The sequence below is a fragment of the Advenella mandrilli genome (assembly GCF_016595155.1).
Lineage (GTDB): Bacteria > Pseudomonadota > Gammaproteobacteria > Burkholderiales > Burkholderiaceae_B > Advenella > Advenella mandrilli.
This window is the reverse complement of the sequence record NZ_JAENGP010000010.1, coordinates 1-15,412: the sequence shown is the minus strand read 5'-3', so window position 1 is coordinate 15,412 and position 15,412 is coordinate 1. Positions and strand designations below refer to the sequence as shown.

14 protein-coding genes and 1 rRNA gene are annotated in these 15,412 nt (G+C 47.2%); 4 read left to right on the top strand and 11 right to left on the bottom strand.

Annotated elements, in window-relative coordinates; all coding sequences use genetic code 11:
- Nucleotides 1-140: 140 nt before the first annotated feature.
- The 6 genes from JHL22_RS09430 to JHL22_RS09405 form a co-directional block, all read right to left on the bottom strand.
- Nucleotides 141-1,136: a virulence RhuM family protein/type II toxin-antitoxin system death-on-curing family toxin gene (locus tag JHL22_RS09430; protein ID WP_200236395.1), complete on the bottom strand. Its 996-nt coding sequence runs from the start codon at nucleotides 1,134-1,136 to the stop codon at nucleotides 141-143.
- A gap of 311 nt (nucleotides 1,137-1,447) precedes the next feature.
- Nucleotides 1,448-2,752, bottom strand: a complete 1,305-nt coding sequence (locus JHL22_RS09425) for a sulfate adenylyltransferase subunit 1 (protein ID WP_200236392.1) — start codon at nucleotides 2,750-2,752, stop codon at nucleotides 1,448-1,450.
- Nucleotides 2,753-2,773: 21 nt separating this feature from the next.
- The gene (gene cysD, locus JHL22_RS09420; RefSeq protein WP_200236390.1) at nucleotides 2,774-3,724 is read right to left on the bottom strand and encodes a sulfate adenylyltransferase subunit CysD; all 951 of its coding nucleotides are present in this window, start codon (nucleotides 3,722-3,724) and stop codon (nucleotides 2,774-2,776) included.
- Between the two features lie 39 nt (nucleotides 3,725-3,763).
- A complete protein-coding gene (locus JHL22_RS09415) occupies nucleotides 3,764-4,555 on the bottom strand; it encodes a phosphoadenylyl-sulfate reductase (protein WP_200236387.1) in 792 nt (263 codons plus the stop codon).
- 202 nt (nucleotides 4,556-4,757) lie between these two features.
- Entirely contained in the window at nucleotides 4,758-6,374 is a 1,617-nt protein-coding gene (locus JHL22_RS09410) for a GMC family oxidoreductase (protein WP_200236385.1), read from the bottom strand.
- A gap of 115 nt (nucleotides 6,375-6,489) precedes the next feature.
- The gene (locus JHL22_RS09405; protein ID WP_200236383.1) at nucleotides 6,490-7,458 is read right to left on the bottom strand and encodes a D-2-hydroxyacid dehydrogenase; all 969 of its coding nucleotides are present in this window, start codon (nucleotides 7,456-7,458) and stop codon (nucleotides 6,490-6,492) included.
- A 97-nt stretch (nucleotides 7,459-7,555) separates the two neighbouring features.
- Here JHL22_RS09405 and JHL22_RS09400 point away from each other — a divergent pair, with 97 nt between their 5' ends.
- Both JHL22_RS09400 and JHL22_RS09395 read left to right on the top strand, forming a co-directional pair.
- Nucleotides 7,556-8,347, top strand: coding sequence for a ferritin-like domain-containing protein (locus JHL22_RS09400; RefSeq protein WP_200236379.1), 792 nt, complete (start codon nucleotides 7,556-7,558; stop codon nucleotides 8,345-8,347).
- 23 nt (nucleotides 8,348-8,370) lie between these two features.
- Entirely contained in the window at nucleotides 8,371-9,624 is a 1,254-nt protein-coding gene (locus JHL22_RS09395) for a D-amino acid dehydrogenase (RefSeq protein WP_200236376.1), read from the top strand.
- On the opposite strand, the gene cueR is transcribed toward JHL22_RS09395, so the two are convergent.
- On the bottom strand, nucleotides 9,605-10,009 hold the full coding sequence (gene cueR, locus JHL22_RS09390; protein WP_200236373.1) for a Cu(I)-responsive transcriptional regulator: 405 nt from the start codon (nucleotides 10,007-10,009) through the stop codon (nucleotides 9,605-9,607). The genes JHL22_RS09395 and cueR overlap by 20 nt on opposite strands.
- A gap of 18 nt (nucleotides 10,010-10,027) precedes the next feature.
- Nucleotides 10,028-12,301 (bottom strand): heavy metal translocating P-type ATPase, encoded by a 2,274-nt coding sequence (locus tag JHL22_RS09385; protein ID WP_200236370.1) that lies wholly within the window; start codon nucleotides 12,299-12,301, stop codon nucleotides 10,028-10,030.
- A 111-nt stretch (nucleotides 12,302-12,412) separates the two neighbouring features.
- Between JHL22_RS09385 and JHL22_RS09380 the strand changes: the two genes are divergently transcribed.
- Entirely contained in the window at nucleotides 12,413-12,883 is a 471-nt protein-coding gene (locus JHL22_RS09380) for a TM2 domain-containing protein (RefSeq protein WP_200236367.1), read from the top strand.
- A gap of 57 nt (nucleotides 12,884-12,940) precedes the next feature.
- Complete coding sequence (locus JHL22_RS09375) at nucleotides 12,941-13,414, top strand: T6SS immunity protein Tdi1 domain-containing protein (RefSeq protein WP_200236364.1); 474 nt, start codon at nucleotides 12,941-12,943, stop codon at nucleotides 13,412-13,414.
- A 64-nt stretch (nucleotides 13,415-13,478) separates the two neighbouring features.
- Here the strand turns inward: JHL22_RS09375 and JHL22_RS09370 are convergent, their stop codons facing one another.
- The 3 genes from JHL22_RS09370 to rrf all read right to left on the bottom strand — a co-directional run.
- On the bottom strand, nucleotides 13,479-14,213 hold the full coding sequence (locus tag JHL22_RS09370; protein WP_200236361.1) for a class I SAM-dependent methyltransferase: 735 nt from the start codon (nucleotides 14,211-14,213) through the stop codon (nucleotides 13,479-13,481).
- Between the two features lie 238 nt (nucleotides 14,214-14,451).
- Nucleotides 14,452-15,219, bottom strand: a complete 768-nt coding sequence (locus JHL22_RS09365; protein ID WP_200236359.1) for a sulfite exporter TauE/SafE family protein — start codon at nucleotides 15,217-15,219, stop codon at nucleotides 14,452-14,454.
- Between the two features lie 82 nt (nucleotides 15,220-15,301).
- Nucleotides 15,302-15,412 (bottom strand): 5S ribosomal RNA (gene rrf, locus JHL22_RS09360); the annotation flags it as partial.

Genomic DNA, 15,412 nt, shown 5'->3' with positions numbered 1-15,412 from the left:
GAATAATAATTCCGCTTCCACAAAAGAAACCGGCTAAACCTATGCATTTCCACGCTGGAGCATGGAGCGAGTAATTACTCCAAATCCAGTCTCGGAAAATCACTCAAAGCGATATTATTGTGATTGATTTTCGTTCATTTTCAGGCCTTATAAGCCAGCGGTTCCTTTAGCAGGATAAAGTGCTCAATGAGCCGAATCATCAAGTTTTTTTGATCCGGCAAGCTTTCTGCCACCAATAGGGCTAATGCCACTAAGGTATTATCATTAATGAGTTGTTCAACAGGAAGTGCCAATAAGTCGGCATTTCGGCGCAAATACCACAAAAATAGAAAAGAACCGCATCGTTTATTGCCGTCTGCCAGAGGGTGGTTTTTGATCACGAAATACAGCAAGTGGGCAGCACGACTGGCTATGTTAGGATAGAAAAGCTCATCGCCAAACCCCTGCTCAATAGTTGCCAGGGCCGAAGCCAGACCTTCGCCTCGCAACTGGCCGAAAAGCTCGGTAGCTTCGCCCTTGCCAATTAATGTCTGCTTCAGCTCACCAATGGCCGTTAACGCCTCATCCTGTAGTAATGGACGCATATCCAGTTGTCTTAAGGATATTTCTTCAAGCTGCTGTTCGTCATAGCCCTGCAGCAGGCTCCAAGAGCGAGCGTAGTCGCTAATCACTCGCGCTACTGCCTTGCCTTCCTGAGTAACCAGACCTTGGTTACTTAACGTGCGGCTAAGTAAATTCACTGCCTGCTCAAACTCAATGCCTCGCTCTGCCAGGCGCCGCTGGTTGAGGGTATAGCCGCTAACCAAGTGGTCTTTGAGTACTTGTGTTGCCCAGCGCCTGAACTGAACGCCTCGTTCAGACTTGATACGATATCCGACAGAGATAATAACATCCAGATCGTAAAATACGACTGGGCGGTCTGAATTAGCAATATGCATTTTTTGCATATTGCTTTTATCATTTACCTCACCTTCTGATAATGCATTACGGACATGACGAGAAATTACCGACTGATCTCGTCCAAACAACTCTACCATCTGGGCCTGGCTCAACCACACCGTCTCTTGTTCCAGCGCCACTTCAAGTTGAGCCTGACCATCAGATAAAGTGAAAATTCGTACTTGTTGCTGATCCATAGCACCTCTTTGTTATTTATTCCAAACGCTTCTTACCAAGCCGCCCAATTTTACGGTAAAGGGCCTTGCCGGTGTTTGATTTATAATAATTATTTTGACTTGGCAGTCAGAAAGCATTCCCTGATTTATATGCAGGCCTGCATTCCAACGCAGCGCATGGCAACAAGCAGAAAAAAGCGGAATCATTATTCAGGTGCAGCGACTTCGGCCCGCAGGGGCGTCGGAGCAAAGCTGAATAATGATTCCGCCTCTATAGAAGAAACCTGGTAAACATAGGCATTCCCAGGCTACTAACCCGGGAACGCACACAATCAATTAATAATACCCGCCGCCACCGTATTATTGCTGACTTCATCAATCAGAATAAACGAACCGGTAATCTGGTTTTGTGCGTAAGCATCCACCACCAGCGGTTTTTGCAAAGACAACCCTACCTTGCCAATATCATTCAAGGCCAGCTGATCTTTGTCTGCGGTATCCAGCAGGGTTTGTACATCCAGCACATGATGGATCTGGTTAATACGCACCGGCACGGTAGCTGCTGTATGTTTCAATAGATATTTTCTTTTCAGGTTCAAAGGAAACTCATCAAACCAGCAGATATTGGCAGACAGCGTCTTGCTTGATTCAACCACGGCCTGAGCATCCACCAACATATCGCCACGAGAAATATCAATATCCACATCCAGGCGAATGGTAACCGTACCGTCTTTAAGTGCCTGTTGCACGTTACCGTCGGGAGTGAGAATTTCTGCCACGGTTGCCGTCTGGTTGGCAGGCAAGACCCTGATTTGCTGACCCACATACACGCTACCTTGGGCAACCTTGCCCATATAACCCCTGAAGTCATCCGCCTGTGAACCATCCTGGCGAATCACCAGTTGTACCGGCAGGCGCAATGCCTCAGGCGCATTCAGCTCGTCTTCTTCCCCATTATCCAGCGATTCCAGAATAGATAACAATGGCTTGCCATCATACCAGGGGGTTTGCTCGCTCTTGTAAACGATATTATCGCCACTCAAGGCTGATACAGGAATAAAGTGAATCTGGCTGGCATCCAGTCCAAGCTGCTGTGCCAGTGCCAGATAAGCGGTTTTTACCTGATTGAAGCGGGTCTCATCAAACCCTACCAGATCCATTTTATTAACCGCCACCAATACATGACGGATGCCCAGCAATTTGATCAAGGCGGTATGGCGCTTGGTTTGCGCCAGCAATTCAAACTCGCCATTTTCTTTAATGGCACGCACAATATCAATCAGTACAATCGCGGCATCGGCGGTAGAAGCCCCTGTCACCATATTACGGGTGTACTGTTCATGCCCGGGGGTATCCGCAATAATGAACTTGCGGTTTGCAGTTGAAAAATAACGGTAGGCCACATCAATCGTAATGCCCTGCTCGCGCTCGGCTTCAAGGCCGTCAGTCAGCAGGGAAAAATCAATCTGTTCGCCAGTGGTTCTTTTATGGCGGGCTTTCTGGATCGCCTGCAACTGGTCTGTCAGCACCGATTTGCTGTCATATAACAAACGGCCAATCAGCGTGCTTTTACCATCATCAACCGAGCCTGCAGTAATGAAACGCAATAAGCCCTGGGTATTTGTTTTTTCTGTCATGTCTTTCTCAATATCCAATTATCAGAAGTAGCCTTCTTTTTTGCGTTTTTCCATCGACGCTTCACTGGTCTGGTCATCCATTCGGGTAGCACCGCGTTCGGTAATTTGCGTAATAGCGGTTTCTTCAATAATGGCTTGCGGTGAAGTGGCGGTACTTAAGACCGGGCAAGTGCAGCTGATATCGCCCACGGTACGGAACCGCACCGTCAACACTTCGCTTTGCTCGTCTTCTTTTTTAGGGGTTAATGGCGTTACCGGCACCAACAGGCTATTACGACGCACTACTTCACGCTCATGCGCATAGTAAATGGAAGGCAGGCTCAGGTTTTCCTGTTCAATGTATTGCCAGATATCCAGCTCGGTCCAGTTTGAAATCGGGAATACGCGGATTTGCTCACCGGGGTGGATCCGGGCGTTATACAAGTCCCACAGTTCGGGGCGCTGGTTTTTCGGGTCCCACTGGCCAAATTCGTCACGGAAAGAGAAAATGCGTTCTTTGGCCCGGGCTTTTTCTTCATCGCGGCGGGCACCGCCCATTAAGGCGTCAAAACCGTTTTCTTCCACGGTTTCCAACAAGGTCACGGCCTGTGCGGCATTGCGGGAATCATTTTCACGATGCAAGCGTACCGTGCCTTTGCGAATGGAGTCTTCAACATGCCCCACCACCAGCTTCAGGCCATATTGTTTAACCAGCTCATCACGAAAGGCAATCACTTCCGGGTAATTATGGCCGGTATCAATATGCACTAATGGAAATGGCAAGTTCAGTTTGCGATCCCCCAGACGGAATGCTTTCATGGCCAGGTGCAGCAAGACCACCGAGTCCTTACCACCGGAAAACAGCAGCGCCGGTGAACGGCACTCGGCCACGACTTCACGAATAATATAAATCGATTCGGTTTCCAGCCGTTTCAGGTGTTCGGTATGCAATTGTGCTTTCTCAAGATGCACGGTCTCAGTTATGCTATTCATTAAAAATCCTGGTTTTCTTTAAATTTCTATAGTTACTGCTTACGCTGTGGGGGCAGGGCTTACATGCAGGCCACATTCCTTGCTGTCTTGCGATTCCCACCACCAACGACCTGCACGAGGGTCTTCACCGGCACGAACCGCCTTGGTACAGGGCTCACAGCCAATACTGGGATAGCCTTGCTCATGCAACACATTAACGGGTAAATCATATAAATTGACATAGGCCCAGATTTCCGCCTCGGACCAGTCAAACAGCGGGTTGTACTTAAGAATATTTCTGGCTGTATCCTGTTCTTGCAAAGTAAGCTCAGTGCGGGTTACCGACTGTTCCCGGCGTTGCCCCGTAATCCAGGCATCGGCCTGTGCCAGTGCCTGGTCAAGGGAAATAATTTTTCTTATCTGGCAGCATTTTTTGCGGGCTTCAAGGCTATCGTAAAAACCGTTAAGACCATAGGTATTAATATATTCAGCAAGTTGCCCGGCCTCTGGCCGATACAGTTTGATCTCATAGCCATAACGCTGTTTTACCTGCTCAAGCAGTGCCAGAGTTTCCGGGTGCAGGCGTCCGGTTTCCAGCGTAAAAATATCAATGCGCTGATTCGGGGTATTTTTCAGGTTGGTCAAAATAATATCGGTCAGCACCTGGTCTTCTGCCGACAAACTGGAAGCCAGCCTGACACGGGAATGGCTGGCTGCAATAAGCTGAAGCCGCTCCGCCAGCACCGCTCTTTTATCCTGTAGTAAAGTGGCGCTGACACTACCCTTGGGGGGGGACCATAACAGGGGCCGCTCGAATCCACCCGAAAAATCACTGGCTGTTTGTAAAGACATGGTTAACCTAAATTCAAAAACCGAACCTGTTTCATCATGAAACCCATATTCTGGTTCGGTATAACAAATCAGGTTTTTATAATATAGAGTTACCGGACAAACTCAAACTAACTAATATTTCTTTGCATATTCAATCAGGCTATATCCTTGCTACTTTCATTACGCTTAAAGTGATAATGTCAAAACCGCATAAATGAATACATTAGCGTGATGCCAGAATCATTCTGGCGCCTTTTTCAGCAATCATCATGACAGGTGCATTCGTATTACCCGAGGTAATTTGCGGCATGATAGAGGCGTCGATCACCCGTAAGCCACTTACCCCGTTTACCTTAAGCTCGGGATCAACCACGGCTTTATCATCAGTTCCCATACGGCATGTACCTACTGGATGAAAAATAGTGGTGCCTATTTCACCGGCCGCCCTAACCAGGTCTTCTTCAGACTGATAGATAGTGCCTGGTTTATATTCAATGGGGTTATAGGTAGCCAGCGCATCCTGAAACACAATTCTTCTGGTTAGTTTCAGACTCTGCACGGCAATCCGTATATCCTCATCAGTACTTAAGTAGTTGCACATAATATCGGGCTTGTCATGGCAGGCAGACGAAACGATATTAACCTCACCCCGGCTGGTAGGCCTTAAATTGCAGACCGAAGCGGTAAACGCAGCAAATGCATGCAGGGGTTCGCCAAATTTTTCCAAAGACAAGGGTTGTACATGGTATTCAAGATTGGCACTGCCCTGCTCATCAGTAGAGCGGGCAAAGACCCCCAATTGGGAAGGTGCCATGGTTAAGGGACCTTTGCGGAACAATGCATACTGCATGCCCATCCAGGCTTTTTGCAAAGGTGATTGCATCATTTTATTCAGTGTCTTTACCCCAGACACTTTATAAACCGTACGCAACTGCAAATGGTCCTGCAAGTTTTTTCCGACCTCTGGCGCATGATGCACAACCGGAATGTGCAATTTGTTCAGGTAAGAAGCCGGGCCAATTCCCGAGCGTTGCAATATTTGCACCGATCCAATCGCACCCGCTGACAACACCAGCTCGGCCCGGGCGTTGGCCTGATACAGCTTGCCGTTAATATAATACTGAATACCCCGTGCCCGTTTACCTTCAAAGATGATACGGTCACTGGTGGCATGCATAAGAATAGTCAAATTTTTGCGAGACTTGACCGGATGCAGAAAAGCCTTTGCCGCACTGAAACGCAAACCCTTTTTTTGGGTTACCTCAAAATAAGCGCTTCCTTCGTTATCACCCCGGTTGAAATCATCGATGGGAAAAATGCCAGCCTGTGCCGCTGCAGCCCTGAAGGCATCCAGAATATCCCACCGCAAGCGCTGGTTTTCCACCCGTAATTCCCCATCGGTACCATGCCAATCATTATTGCCTAAATGGTGGTTTTCAAACCCTTTAAATAAGGGCAGTACATCATCCCAGGCCCAGCCGGTATTGCCCAGGCTGGCCCAGTAGTCGTAATCCTGTTTTTGTCCCCGCATGTAAATCATGCCATTAATGGCTGAGCTGCCCCCCAGCACCTTGCCCCGTGGATAGGCAATACTGCGATCATGCAGCCCGGCATCCGGCCGTGTACGAAAGCACCAGTCGGCTCGTGGATTGCCAATACAGTATAAGTATCCCACCGGAATATGCAGCCAATGCCAGGAATCCGGCCCACCCGCTTCCAACAATAAAACCCTGTTATCGGGATTTGCAGATAAACGGTTGGCAAGCAGACACCCGGCCGAACCGGCACCTACAATAATGTAATCAAACTCTCCAAATAAAACCGGTTTCTGGTTGTGCATATCCGCCTCTGAGATGCTGTTTTTTTACTTCAAAGGAAGCAAAACCAGCATAGAGGTTTACATTTCTTGACACAAGAAGGACAAACACCTATCCCTTATTAGCGGCAAAAAATGGTTACGAAAAAACCTGATTACGGATTTCTCCCCGCACAAAAGAATTAATGTTATTAATCAACTGGTCAGCCAATGCCTGGATGGCTTCTTCACTGGCCCATGCCACATGTGGTGTTAAAATAAAATTGGGATAATCCATCAATGCCATAAACGGATGTGAGTCGGGCATGGGTTCAGTGGTAACCACATCAAATGCGGCACCACCAATCTTTTTTCCTTTAATAGCCCGCACCAACGCTTCCTCGTCAACCAGCCCTCCTCTTGCGGTATTAACCAGCAAGGCTGATGGTTTCATCTTGTCAAATTCCGGGTCGGCAATCATATTTTGGGTCTCTGGTGTCAGTGGCAAATGCAGGCTCAGGATATCTGAAGTTTCAAGTACTTCCTCAAATGGACGATAGTTTTCATCACGTGGCGCCTGTCCTTTACGCGAAGCAAAAATGGTTTTCATGCCCAGCCCCCTGGCCAGGGTTGCCAGTGATGAACCCAAGGCGCCCGAACCGAAAATACCCAACGTGCTATTGGCCAAATCCTTAATAGGGTAATCAAAATAGCAAAACTGCCCGCTTTGCTGCCAACGCCCGGCCTTAACAGAAGCATGATAGGGAATAATGCTTCTGCGCAAGGCAAACATGAGAGCCAACACATGCTCTGGCACGCTATTGACCGCATAATTTCTAATATTGCTAACCACACAACCCTTAACTTCACAGGCGTTGATATCAACCACATTCGTGCCGGTTGCAGAGATCGCAATTAATTTCAGGCTAGCCGCACGAGACAGACTGTCATTGTCAATCCGGACCTTATTGGTAATCACGATATCCGCGTTTTCAATCCGTTCGGCCACCTGATGCGCCGGTGTATTGGCATACATATCTACCGTACACTCAAAGGTAAAGGGTTTTAACTGAATGAAATCCGGAATGGTGCCGCGATCCAGAAATACAATATGGGGAACATGACTCATGAGAATAATCCACAACGGTAAAATCATTCACTATATCACCCGCCTTATTTGGCTAGAATAGGGTCAATACCAACTGTTTCCAATAATTATTGTTTTTATGTCAAATCCCCTTTCCCTTCGTGAAAGTGTCCTTCAGGCGCTTATCGTTTCAGATCCTGATGAAAAAATTGCCGCTGTCCAGAAAATTGCATTTGATGCCCCTATTCATACGCAGGAAATAACATCACCCAGCCAGACTATTCCGGGTCGGCCCTTGCAACCCGAACTGGTTTCCCCACAAAAAGTGGCCTACCGTTCCATTAATAGTGAACAGGGTAAAGCGGCACTTATTCATGCTATTGCACATATAGAATTCAATGCCATTAATCTGGCGCTGGACATTATCTGGCGCTTTGCCCATTTGCCTGACGACTTTTACCGTGATTGGCTGCGTGTTGCCAAGGAAGAAGCCTATCATTTTTCCCTGGTTCGGGATCATTTGCGCAACATGGGATATGAGTACGGTGATTTCACGGCCCATAACGGTTTATGGGCAATATGCGAAAAAACCGCTAACGATCTTCTTGCCCGACTTGCCCTGGTTCCCAGAACCCTTGAGGCCCGTGGACTGGATGTGTCGCCGCTTATCCAGAACAAGCTGGCCAGCGTCAATGACCACGAAGGCGTAAAAATCCTGGATATCATTTTGCGTGATGAGGTAGGCCATGTTGAATTGGGCAATAAATGGTATCTTTATTTATGCCAGCAAACCGGTAAAGACCCCATTGCCACTTATGCCAACATGATACACACTTACCATGTCGCAAAACCCAAAGGGCCCCTTAATATGGTGGCCAGAAAACAGGCCGGCTTTAGCGACGAAGAGTTGGCCTGGCTAAGTTCGGTTTAATCGTTTAATAAACAGGGATAACAATGGAAATACTTATTTTAGGTGCAGGTGTAATAGGCCTGACAACGGCATACTACCTTACTGAACAAGGTCATAAAGTAAGTATCCTTGATAAAAACCCCGATGTAGGCCTTGAAACCAGCTATGCCAACGGTGCACAACTTTCATACAGCTATGTCGCTCCGCTGGCCGGCCCGGGCGTTATTGGCAAAGTACCCAAATGGCTGCTTGACCCCAATTCTCCGCTACGTTTTCGGCCCAGCCTGGACCCGGCCGACATCTGCTGGAACCTGCGTTTCATGAAAGCCTGCAATGCCAGCCAAAGCGACAAAACCACCCGGGAGCTGCTGCAACTTTCTTTTCTTAGCCGTGATCTGCTACACCAATTAATGGATGCTGAAAAACTGACTATGGATTTCCAGGCATCCGGCAAAATGGTGCTGCACCGAAGCACCGAATCCTTTAACAGTGCCGTCCAGCTGCTTGATTTCCAGCGCCAGCTTGGCTGTGAGCAGTTTGCCCTGAACACCGATGAATGCATTGAAAAAGAACCTTCACTTGCACCCTTAAAAAACCAGATTACGGGTGGCATTTATACCCCCAGTGAAGAAGCGGCTGATTGCTTTAAATTTTGCCAAAACCTGAAGACTATTTTATTAAATCGGGGTGTTGAGTTTCTTTTCAACCAGGAAGTTGGCCTTTTGCAAAGCAATGGCTCATCACAAGTTAGCGTCATGCTTAAAAACCGGCAAACGCTTTCAGCCGATCATATCGTGGTGGCACTGGGTTGCGAAAGCACCGCCTTGCTTAAACCACTTCAAATAGATGTACCCGTGCGCCCGCTTAAAGGATACAGCCTTACCCTGCCCATCCAGAACGATAACCAGGCACCCCATGTCAGCATTACCGATTTTGAACGCAAGGTAGTTTATGCCCGCATTGGTAAACGCCTGCGTATTGCCGGCATGGCCGATTTGGTTGGCATGAATAAAAACATTGACCCCAGCCGCATTAAAACCCTGATTAACGAGGCCAAGGCTGTTTTCCCTGATGCTGGCAATTACGCCCAGGCAGAGCAATGGGCGGGCCTGCGTCCGGCCACCCCCAAGGGCAAACCCATTATTGATAGCACCCGATACAAAAATCTGTGGCTGAATATCGGCCAGGGCGCACTGGGCTTTACCCTGGCTACCGGCTCGAGCAAATTGCTGGCAGACAAAATCAGTGGAAAAACGCCTTCGGTTCCTGACACGCTATTCAGCCTGAGTAATGCGTAGTTTGGCCAAGATCCTCTAATATGGGGCAATCAGGGCGCTGGTCACCCGAGCAATGCCGGTTCAGGTGTTGCAAGGTATCCACCATAGCCTGCAATTGCTGAATCTTATGTTGCAACGCTTCTATATGCTGTTGGGTTATTTGCTTGACATCGGCACTGGCCCTGCCCTGATCATTCCATAAGGCCAGCAAATCCTCAATTTGTGCAATTGAAAACCCCAAATCACGTGAACGCCGTATGAAACGCAAGGTATGCAAATCCTTTTCAGCGTATTGCCGATAGCCCGAATCACTGCGATGAACCGGTTTAATTAAACCGGTGTCTTCGTAATAGCGAATCATTTTTGCCGAGATGCCTGTTTGCCTGGCGGCTTCACCAATATTCATGGACATTTTCCTGCCGGGTTATTTAATTGAAAACCTGCGTAATCTTAACGCATTGGTGACGACAAACACACTGGACAATGCCATGGCAGCCGCCGCAAAGACCGGTGACAATCCCAACCCATAGGCCGGATACAACACACCAGCGGCAATAGGGATAAGCGCCACATTATAGGCAAATGCCCAGAACAGGTTCTGGTAAATATTTTTAAAGGTTGCCTTCGATAATGAAACCGCATGCGCCACATTCTGAATGCTTTTGCCCATGAGCACCACATCGGCCGATTCGATGGCAATATCCGTACCGGTGCCAATGGCCACACCTACATCAGCATTGGCCAGGGCCGGTGCATCATTAATGCCATCACCTACAAAAACCAACGTGCCCATTTCCTGCTTGATCTGATTGACATACTTTACCTTGTCATCAGGCAATGCCTGGGCATACACCTTGTCAATATTCAATTGATGGGCAATGGCCTGTGCGGTTTGCGGGTTGTCGCCGGTTAACATCACGGTTTTAATATTCATGTTGTGCAGTTGCGCGATGGCGCTTGCCGCATCTTCCTTAACGGTATCGGCAATCACGAACAGGCCGGCAGCCTGGGTATTAACCGCCACAAAAATAGGCGTCTTGCCTACACGGGCAAACGCCATGCCCTTTTCAGCCAAAGCACTTATATCCGCACCTTGGCTGACCAGGAATTTTTCCGAGCCAATCAGATAATGGTCGTTACCAATACGGGCCTGGATGCCGGCACCCATAATATTGTGAAAATCATCCACCGGTGGCAAGTGCAAATTCTGTTCTTGTGCCGCCTTGACAATAGCCAGGGCAATCGGGTGTTCGGAACGCTGCTCAATCGCGGCAACATGGGCCAATAGTTGCGCTTGCTCAAAATCATCCGTCACCTGTAAATCGGTCAGTTCGGGGCGGCCATGGGTTAAGGTACCCGTTTTATCAAAAACCACCACCTTGGTGTCTTTTAATATCTGCAAAGCACTGGCCTTGCGAAACAGGATATTCAGCTGCGCTGCCCTACCCGTTGCCACCATAATGGAAACCGGTACGGCCAAACCCATGGCACATGGGCAGGCAATAATCAACACCGCCACGGTAGCCGTTAACGCATGCGGCAACAAGGGTTCGGGGCCCCAAACCATCCAGGCCATAAAAGTTAAAACAGCCACCACCAGCACCGCCGGCACAAAGCGGCTGGTTACCACATCCAGTATATTTTGAATCGGCAGTTTATCGGCCTGTGCCTGCTGCACCATCTTGATAATATTAGCCAAGACCGTGTTCTCACCCACCTGCTCTACTTTAACCGTCAGGCTGCCATTGGTGCTAACCGTACTGCCCACCACTTTATCCCCCTGCGACTTGCTAACCGGCAATGGTTCGCCGGTCATCATCGATTCATTAATATGCGCCTGGCCACTTACCACGACCCCATCAGCCGGAACAGTTTCACCCGGCCTGACCAGTACCGTATCATTCACCTTAAGTTCATCCAGCGGGATATCACGTACCTGGCCATTTTCTATCAAGTGTGCCGTTTTGGCCTGCAAGCCGATCAGGCGGGCAATGGCCTGCCCGGTTTGCCCTTTGCTGCGGGCTTCCAGGTAACGGCCCAACAGTATCAGGGTGCTTACCACCGCAGCCGCTTCAAAATACACAAAACGAGAATTTTCGGGAATGATTTCAGGCAATGCCGTCACAATGGCTGAATAAACGTAAGCACTGCCAGCACCAATAGCCACCAGGGCATTCATGTCAGGCGATTTTTGCATAAAGCTTTTTACGCCAAGTGTAAAAAAACGTCTGCCGGGGAAAGCCAGCACAATCGTGGTCAGCACCCACTGGATTATCCAGCTGGTTTGCATGGGCAGGAAAGCATGCAGCCAATCATGAAAACCGGGAATAACATGCCCCCCCATTTCCAGAATAAAAACAGGGACAGTAAAGAGAGTGGCAATTAGCAAATCCCGCTTCAGGCCGGCGATTTCACGATTCCGGTTTTCAATCTGCTCCTGGGTTTGCTTGTCTGCACGTTCTATCAGCGCGGCTTCATAACCTGCCTTGGCAATAACGGCAATAATCTGTTCGGCTGGCAAGTCTTGCCTGCTTAATTCTACATGGGCGGTTTCAGAAGCCAGGTTAACGTTAACTTTTTCAACCCCCTCAATTTTGGCAATGGATCGCTCAACACGCCGCACACAAGATGCGCATGTCATGCCATGAACCGCGAATTCGTAATGGGGAGAAACATCTAACAATTTGGAATTTGCCATGATAATCACAAAAATAAAGGATAATCCATATTAACTGATTTATTATCAACCCTCACACTATGGGAAGGTCAAGCCCGATTCCTACTGGCCCCTCATACGGAGAAAATTTCAATGCTGCAAAAACTTTTACTGCCCGTAATTGTATTTATTATTGTGCTAATTGGCCTAACCTTTGGTGAAGGCGTATTTACTGCTCTGGCACAATGGCTAAGCCAAATTACCGGCATCGTTATTTACAATTTCCAGGATCTTTACTGGACTATATCCCTTTATGTTTCAAGACATCCAGTAAAAATTGTGGTTGCCATTCTTATTACCGCCGTTGTTTGTGTATGGATCTACAAAAACAAAGGTGAAGAAATGAATAACCAGGCCAACTCTCGCAAGATAGCCATCTTCCTGGCTATTTTTCTAGGCTGGCTGGGTGCCCACCGCTTCTACGCTGGACATATAGGCATGGGCCTTTTATATCTGTTTATCAGCTTTATCTGGCTCCCGCTCTCCGTATTTCTGGGTCTGGTTGATGCTGTCAGGTATATTTTCATGAATGATGAAGAATTCAAGGCAAATATTAAGGCATAATCTTATCTATCCTTAATCCATTACTAACAACCGGGCACAGGCCCGGTTTTTTATACCATGCAATTAAATATCAAAGACCTGATTATTGACACTTCCACCATAGACAGTAAGAAACTGCTTAAAGCCTGGAATTGGCTGATTCCTTTTGAAACGGAAATTGCCATGATTACGCAAACCGGCGATGCCTTCCTTATTGAAAAAGACAACGGCTCCATCCTTTTCCTGGATACCCTGGACGGCGAGCTGGAAGTACTCGCAGACTCCCTTGAGTCTTTCAAGCAGTTACTGGAAGATGAAGAATTCGTGATTGATTATTTTTCTTGCGAACTGATCGCGCCATTGCTGCATCATCAACTGCCACCCAATACCATTTATGGTTTCAAGACCCCACCAGTACTGGGTGGCGAATACCATAGCGATAATCTGGAAATTTTTGATGTAGAGCATCATTTTTCAGATATGGGCATGCTGTGGGAAGAAATTGGCAAAATAAACATTGATGAAGACATTAATGACAATAACGACGGGTAGCCATATCCAGCCTGGCATCCAATAGCAAAAAACCGCCGGATCAAGCCTGGTATGGCCTGGCTATTTATAATAGCGATAAATTGATATTCCGTTGATAACGTAAGAACCGGCCCGAATAGGATTCGGGCATATCATTGATATCAAAAGCATAGGGCCGATGGATTTTTTTTTCTTCGGCCAGCTCAAAACCATATGTTGACATTTCTCTGGTAAAACGGTTTCTGTAACCTCGGTTTGGATCCATCACCCAAACCTCTGCGCGGGCTTGTGCATGCTCGTGGATATACTGCGCCACCATCCCGGGACTACTAGGCTCGTAAAGTAAATCACTGCCCATAATCAAATCATAACGGCCCGACAATACCGGTGCCCCCGTGTCTGCCAAAGAGACTGCCCTATCATGGCCCCACTGGCCATACCTGTAATTAATGAGTGGTAAATTATTATTTTTAAGGTTTTTATTTAAAAAATGTTTTGCCAATGGATGGCGGTCGCTGGCGGTAACATTAGCGCCCAGACGGTGCGCAGTCATGCTGGCCAAGCCCAAACCACAGCCTATTTCCAGAATACGCTGTTCAGGATCAATGTCTTCTTTTGTGACTTTAATGGCCAATTGCAAGCCTGAAGGCCATAACATTCCAAACAATGGCCAGGCTGCCGAGCAAATACCCAAACGTTTGGCGGCACCCGTTGGATCGTAATATTGCTGCCTGTCTAATAAAGTGAATATTTCCAGTGGATCTTGCCCTGGAATGTGGATAGTACGTAATTTGGTTTTATAAGGTATGGATGTAAACATAGCCCCTTCAATCTAATATACACACCAGTCACTATAGCCCATATTTTTATAAACAATAATTATTTAGGCGAATAACAAAAGATAATGAAAATTAAAGGGTATTTAGAGCAACTTAATTAAATATAGATAAAATTTAGCGGCAATTTCAAATAAAACAAAAATTAATAGTAATGATTTTTTTGTTTTACTCAATCATAAGCAGGCTATCATCGGAAAGAATCTTTCTTTGACGAATTAATCAAATCCAAAAAAATTTAAGTGCACCCCAAATCATTTGTAGACTTAGCAATATCATTGTGATTCTGAAGCCCAGTTTAAAAATACTTTCTGGCAAATCATCAAGCAAACGGGTACCTACATAAGTCCCGGCCAAACCACTGGCAATCATAGCCACTAGCATAGGCACCCATTGCGCAAATGCAAAACCCAAAGCACCAAAGACTAGAATTTTAAGCCCGTGCTGAAAAACCATACATACCGAATGTGTCGCCACCAAAGCTTGTTTGGTATACCCTTTAGAAGCAATCAAGGCCGCCACCATAGGCCCAGCCGCACCCACAATCATGGAAGCAAAACTGGTTAATGCGCCACCCAAAATGAAATAGATCCTACTAACCGATGAGGCCGGTTTAATCTTGGCCCCAAAAACAGACCATAGAATAAAAGCAGCTAGTAATAGTTTGGCAAAGGTATCTGGAATATGCATAACAACCGGCCCACCCATTGCAACTCCAAATATACTGCCAAGTAAAAACCATAATACCAATGGCCAGACAATATATTTGAACTGAATAATAGTTCGACCCATGTTTGAACCTAATTGCACAATTGCATGTACCGGAAGCACACTGGCTACGGGCATGCCAGTACCCATTAAGGCCAATAACGCAACCCCACCGCCAAGTCCCATGGCTGCAGTTAAAGCGGAAGTTAAAAAACTGGCAAAAATCAGTACAATCGCAAAGGTTCTGCTTATTTCATCAGGGAAAGAAAACCATTCAAACATTTACTTTCAATCTTCCATCAAATTTTGCAGGCAATAAAAAACCCCTTCAGAATTATCTGAAGGGGTTTTTTTTGAATAAAGAGCCTGACGATGACCTACTTTCACGGATGTCCATCCACTATCATCGGCGCGAAGGCGTTTCACTGTCCTGTTCGGGAAGGGAAGGAGTGGGTCCACCTTGCTATGGTCGTCA

Coding starts and splice junctions, on each gene's coding strand:
- JHL22_RS09430 (WP_200236395.1), bottom strand. CDS start 1,136: ATGGATCAGCAACAAGTACGAATTTTCACTTTATCTGATGGTCAGGCT.
- JHL22_RS09365 (WP_200236359.1), bottom strand. CDS start 15,219: ATGTTTGAATGGTTTTCTTTCCCTGATGAAATAAGCAGAACCTTTGCG.
- JHL22_RS09380 (WP_200236367.1), top strand. CDS start 12,413: ATGCTGCAAAAACTTTTACTGCCCGTAATTGTATTTATTATTGTGCTA.
- JHL22_RS09410 (WP_200236385.1), bottom strand. CDS start 6,374: ATGCACAACCAGAAACCGGTTTTATTTGGAGAGTTTGATTACATTATT.
- JHL22_RS09415 (WP_200236387.1), bottom strand. CDS start 4,555: ATGTCTTTACAAACAGCCAGTGATTTTTCGGGTGGATTCGAGCGGCCC.
- JHL22_RS09370 (WP_200236361.1), bottom strand. CDS start 14,213: ATGTTTACATCCATACCTTATAAAACCAAATTACGTACTATCCACATT.
- JHL22_RS09395 (WP_200236376.1), top strand. CDS start 8,371: ATGGAAATACTTATTTTAGGTGCAGGTGTAATAGGCCTGACAACGGCA.
- JHL22_RS09425 (WP_200236392.1), bottom strand. CDS start 2,752: ATGACAGAAAAAACAAATACCCAGGGCTTATTGCGTTTCATTACTGCA.
- JHL22_RS09375 (WP_200236364.1), top strand. CDS start 12,941: ATGCAATTAAATATCAAAGACCTGATTATTGACACTTCCACCATAGAC.
- JHL22_RS09400 (WP_200236379.1), top strand. CDS start 7,556: ATGTCAAATCCCCTTTCCCTTCGTGAAAGTGTCCTTCAGGCGCTTATC.
- cueR (WP_200236373.1), bottom strand. CDS start 10,009: ATGAATATTGGTGAAGCCGCCAGGCAAACAGGCATCTCGGCAAAAATG.
- cysD (WP_200236390.1), bottom strand. CDS start 3,724: ATGAATAGCATAACTGAGACCGTGCATCTTGAGAAAGCACAATTGCAT.
- JHL22_RS09385 (WP_200236370.1), bottom strand. CDS start 12,301: ATGGCAAATTCCAAATTGTTAGATGTTTCTCCCCATTACGAATTCGCG.
- JHL22_RS09405 (WP_200236383.1), bottom strand. CDS start 7,458: ATGAGTCATGTTCCCCATATTGTATTTCTGGATCGCGGCACCATTCCG.